The organism is Moorena sp. SIO2C4 (genome assembly GCF_010672485.1).
In the GTDB taxonomy this organism is placed as follows: Bacteria; Cyanobacteriota; Cyanobacteriia; order Cyanobacteriales; family Coleofasciculaceae; genus Moorena; species Moorena producens.
Genome location: NZ_JAAHGN010000760.1, coordinates 1 through 3,749, shown reverse-complemented (window position 1 = coordinate 3,749; position 3,749 = coordinate 1). Strand labels below are relative to the sequence as shown.

Here is a 3,749-nt window from a genome sequence, read left to right as displayed (position 1 = left end):
AAGCCTGCAGGGTTATTCACAGCGTCGTTCGCACAGCGTGGCCATTCGCGTAGCGTGGCCAACGGCCAAGGCCAAAGCCTGTACCACGCAGATGGTGCTTTTGAATAAAATAAGCTGACCGCTAACGGTTGAGAGCTAACCACTGACGGCTGACCGCTGACGGCTGACCGCTGACGGCTGAATGCTTACATCCCGATTCCCGATTCCCGATTCCCGATTCCCGATTCCCGATTCCCTATTTCCTATTCAACACTTCTAGGTTTAGTCAATACCAATACTCCTAAGGTTCCACCAACAATCGGGTAGTGAGTTGCACGAAATCCTACTTGCCGTGCTAAAGATTCTTGCTTCGGACCACGGGGGAATCGCTGTATACTCGGCCAGATATAGGCATACTCTTCCTCAAGTCCTTGGTGACGGGCTAGGGGAACAACAATCGTTTCCATATACCACTGTTCAAACTGCCGAAACAGAGGCTGAGACGGTAAGTGAAAGTCAAGAATTGCTGCTTTAGCGCCTGGTTTAACAATACGGTAAATCTCCTTTAGGCTTTTGGGGATATCTACGACATTACGTAATCCATATCCCATAGTTGCTCCGTCAAAGGTATTGTCAGCAAATGGTAAATCTAAAACATCCGCCTCTACCCACTCAATGTGTGGTTCAGAGGATTTTTGTTTTGCGATCGCTAACATCTGGGGAGCAAAATCTACTCCATACACCTTTCCTTGAGTGCCTACTTTCTCCGCTAATAGTCGAGTCAGGTCTCCACTGCCACAACAAAGGTCAACACAGGTATCTCCTGGCTTAGGTTCAGCCCATTTAACCGTCATCAGCTTCCAAATTCGATGCTGACCCCAACTGATCCTGTCATTTAGCTGGTCATAGTTAGAAGAGATGTTATCAAAAATTCCCTGAATCTCGTGGGATTGCTCTGACATGATTCGTTCAATTAAGGTTAATTAAGAAACCGACACCCAACAAGAGTCCACTCCAAAAATGTAGCGCTACGGCAATAAACTTACAATTACTCACCTTTTCCGGTTGGTTGTAATGAGCGTTAACATGGCGGCAAAGCTTGATAGCAAAGGGCAATCCCACCAAAGTGAGTAATGTCCATATGGGGAATAGCCCCATGAGCACAAACCCACCAGTAGCAGCGAATAGGCTACCACAAATCCAGGGCAACAGTTGAGCACCTCGTTTGGTGCCAAGGCAAACAATAGGCGATCGCTTCCCAGCTGCTATATCATCCTTTACTTGGTGAAAATGGGAGCAAAATAGAATTAACATAGTCCCAAGACCCACAATTATCGATGCCGCCAGGTTAGTCACAGACCAACTCTGGGTTTGACTGTAGTAGGCAGCTGACATGCCTAACGGACCAAAGCTCAAAAAGGCCAGAATCTCTCCTAGACCTTGGTAGCCCAGGCGGAAGGGAGGTCCTTGGTACATATAGCCAAGGCTGCAGCATAGGAGTACTAACGCCATCAATGTTAAGTCTTGCTGCCACCAGCAGATCAGTAGCATGCCAAGGATAGCCAGTCCTAAACACAGGTTCCCTAGCCAAAAAATTAACGATTTGTTTCCCGTCAGGTTCACTATCGAGTGAGCTTTGTTTTTATCAATCCCAGTCTCAGAGTCAAACACATCGTTACTCAGATTCTCCCAAGCCAGAATCAGAATCGAAGCACTGACAAAGGTCAAAAATATCGTCCAATTGAGGTGATTGGTCTCAAACCATGCCACAGCAGCTGCTACCCAAACATAGATAATTGCCACGCTATACATGGGGGGCTTGATGGCTGCTAGCCACAGTTTCTGTTTGGAGCTAGGAGCATTAATTGTGTTTGTTGTCAAAATAGTCACGGAATATGAATGCCAGTCGTGCTAGAGTGACCGTCAAACCATAAACCAATACTGCTGGGACTGTTCAAGCTTTGGGTCAACGGTCTTCAACGGTGTTAAGGGGCTGACTAGCAGAATACCATTAATCCCAATCAAGGTCGTGAATTGATTATAGGTTAATATTTTGTAAATTTTATTTAAAAAATATTAACTAAAGTTGTAAAATAACAACTATTAATATAAGACTTACGAAAAATTGAACCCTAAACTATATAAGTAGTAGGGTGCGTTATTAACGCACCCTGTAAGTCTTGTAAGCAATCCTAAAAAGTATGACTCAAAAGTATGACCAGTAATGTCAAAGTGCTAGCACGGGATACTCTAGAGATAAAGTCGAAACAGCAAAGATTTGGACTGCCATCTAAATTGGTAGGTTTAGTCTTGGCGATCAAAAAGTATTTCCCAGAAGCTATCAATAGCTTAACGAAAGTTATTGGTAATCGAATCAGACTCTTAGAAAGAGCAGAGATGCTGGCAGATGCTACCAGTTTCCAACGTACTGCAATTATTATGTCAGCCGTGAAACTTGGTGTTTTTGATTATCTGCACAAGCATCCCGGAGTTTCTGCTAATTTAGTAGCCAGGGACTTGAATCTTAATTTGATATCAACCGAGCGATTGCTTAGGGTTTTGGAGAGTCTCGGTTATCTCAACAGTAGCCAAAGTAGCCAAACTAATCATGATCAAGGTGTTGGCTATGTTAACACCAAAATAACTAAGAATTATTTGGTTAAAGAAAGTCCAAGTTATTTGGGTGATTATTACAATCTAGTCTCTCAGACATGGTCATCCTGGTTATCATTAAATTTAACTATCCAAACTGGCAGCTCAAATCAGCAGATGGATTTGTTTAATGGTAATGATGAAACCCTTTATGAGTACTATGCATTTGCTAACGAATATCTGAAAGAACCGTCCCGAGAATTGTTCACTAAAATTCCTATTGATCAGGTTAAGAGAATTATTACTGGCGAAGTGGGTATTACCTTTATAGGCAAGCTACTGGAACGCAAACCCGATGTAGACTTTGTGCTGGCAGGCTTGGAAAATCAAATTAATTTTTTAGAGCGACTTTTAAGCAAGTATCCTTTACCTAAATCTCCGGAAGAGATTATTATATCTCCCGAGGGAAACGCTTTGTCTGACCAGTGGGGTGCTAATGAAGAGTATGATATTGTATTCTTATTTAGAAAATTGTCCTACAGCGATTATGGTAGCCAGTTTATCAAAAAATCTTTTCAGGTTTTAAGACCAAAGGGTATGGTGATTATCCTGGAACCTACCACTGACAGTTTGGTTCCTTCACCATCATTTTTGCCAGAATTAGAAATAATGGATTTATTGATTGGCGGAGTCAAAGCTCCCCCGCTTTACTCCACCGATAAAATTGTTAACCTCTTAAGAGAAGTAGGCTTCATTAAAACTGAAGTGGTGTCTACTCAAAAGGGCAGCTTTTTATTTGTAGTAGGTTGGAAAAATTAATCAGGGATTGTTTATACTAATATCCCCTTGATTTCCGTCTTGATTAGTGACCAAATAAATGATTGGTCATCAAAACCAAAATTTTTACTACCAAAACTATTGCTCATCATTAAAATTAAAAAGCGATGCAGCGCGGTCTTGGGGAGGCAGCGCGGTCTTGGGGGTTTCCCCCATGAGCGACTGCCGTGGTTCCCCCCATGAGCGACTGCATCAAGAAATGATGGTGAGCAATTATATAATTCTAGGGTAAGCGCAAGAAAAATCAAACCAAAATGTGATAGCGATGCAGCGCGGTCTTGGGGAGGCAGCGCGGTCTTGGGGGTTTCCCCCATGAGCGACTGCCGTGGTTCCCCCCACTA

General features: G+C 43.1%; 3 protein-coding genes. 1 reads left to right on the top strand and 2 read right to left on the bottom strand.

The window, feature by feature from the left end; translation table 11 throughout:
* Window positions 1–242: 242 nt before the first annotated feature.
* Both ubiE and menA read right to left on the bottom strand, forming a co-directional pair.
* Window positions 243–941, bottom strand: coding sequence for a bifunctional demethylmenaquinone methyltransferase/2-methoxy-6-polyprenyl-1,4-benzoquinol methylase UbiE (ubiE, locus tag F6K20_RS28580; RefSeq protein WP_287296926.1), 699 nt, complete (start codon window positions 939–941; stop codon window positions 243–245).
* Between the two features lie 7 nt (window positions 942–948).
* Window positions 949–1,860: a 2-carboxy-1,4-naphthoquinone phytyltransferase gene (gene menA, locus F6K20_RS28575; protein ID WP_287296924.1), complete on the bottom strand. Its 912-nt coding sequence runs from the start codon at window positions 1,858–1,860 to the stop codon at window positions 949–951.
* Between the two features lie 333 nt (window positions 1,861–2,193).
* Between menA and F6K20_RS28570 the strand changes: the two genes are divergently transcribed.
* Window positions 2,194–3,390, top strand: coding sequence for a methyltransferase family protein (locus F6K20_RS28570; RefSeq protein WP_008187026.1), 1,197 nt, complete (start codon window positions 2,194–2,196; stop codon window positions 3,388–3,390).
* Window positions 3,391–3,749: the final 359 nt, after the last annotated feature.

What these genes read in the sequence shown, in the direction of transcription:
- ubiE (WP_287296926.1), bottom strand. Translation starts at nt 941, where the DNA reads ATGTCAGAGCAATCCCACGAGATTCAGGGAATTTTTGATAACATCTCT.
- F6K20_RS28570 (WP_008187026.1), top strand. Translation starts at nt 2,194, where the DNA reads ATGACCAGTAATGTCAAAGTGCTAGCACGGGATACTCTAGAGATAAAG.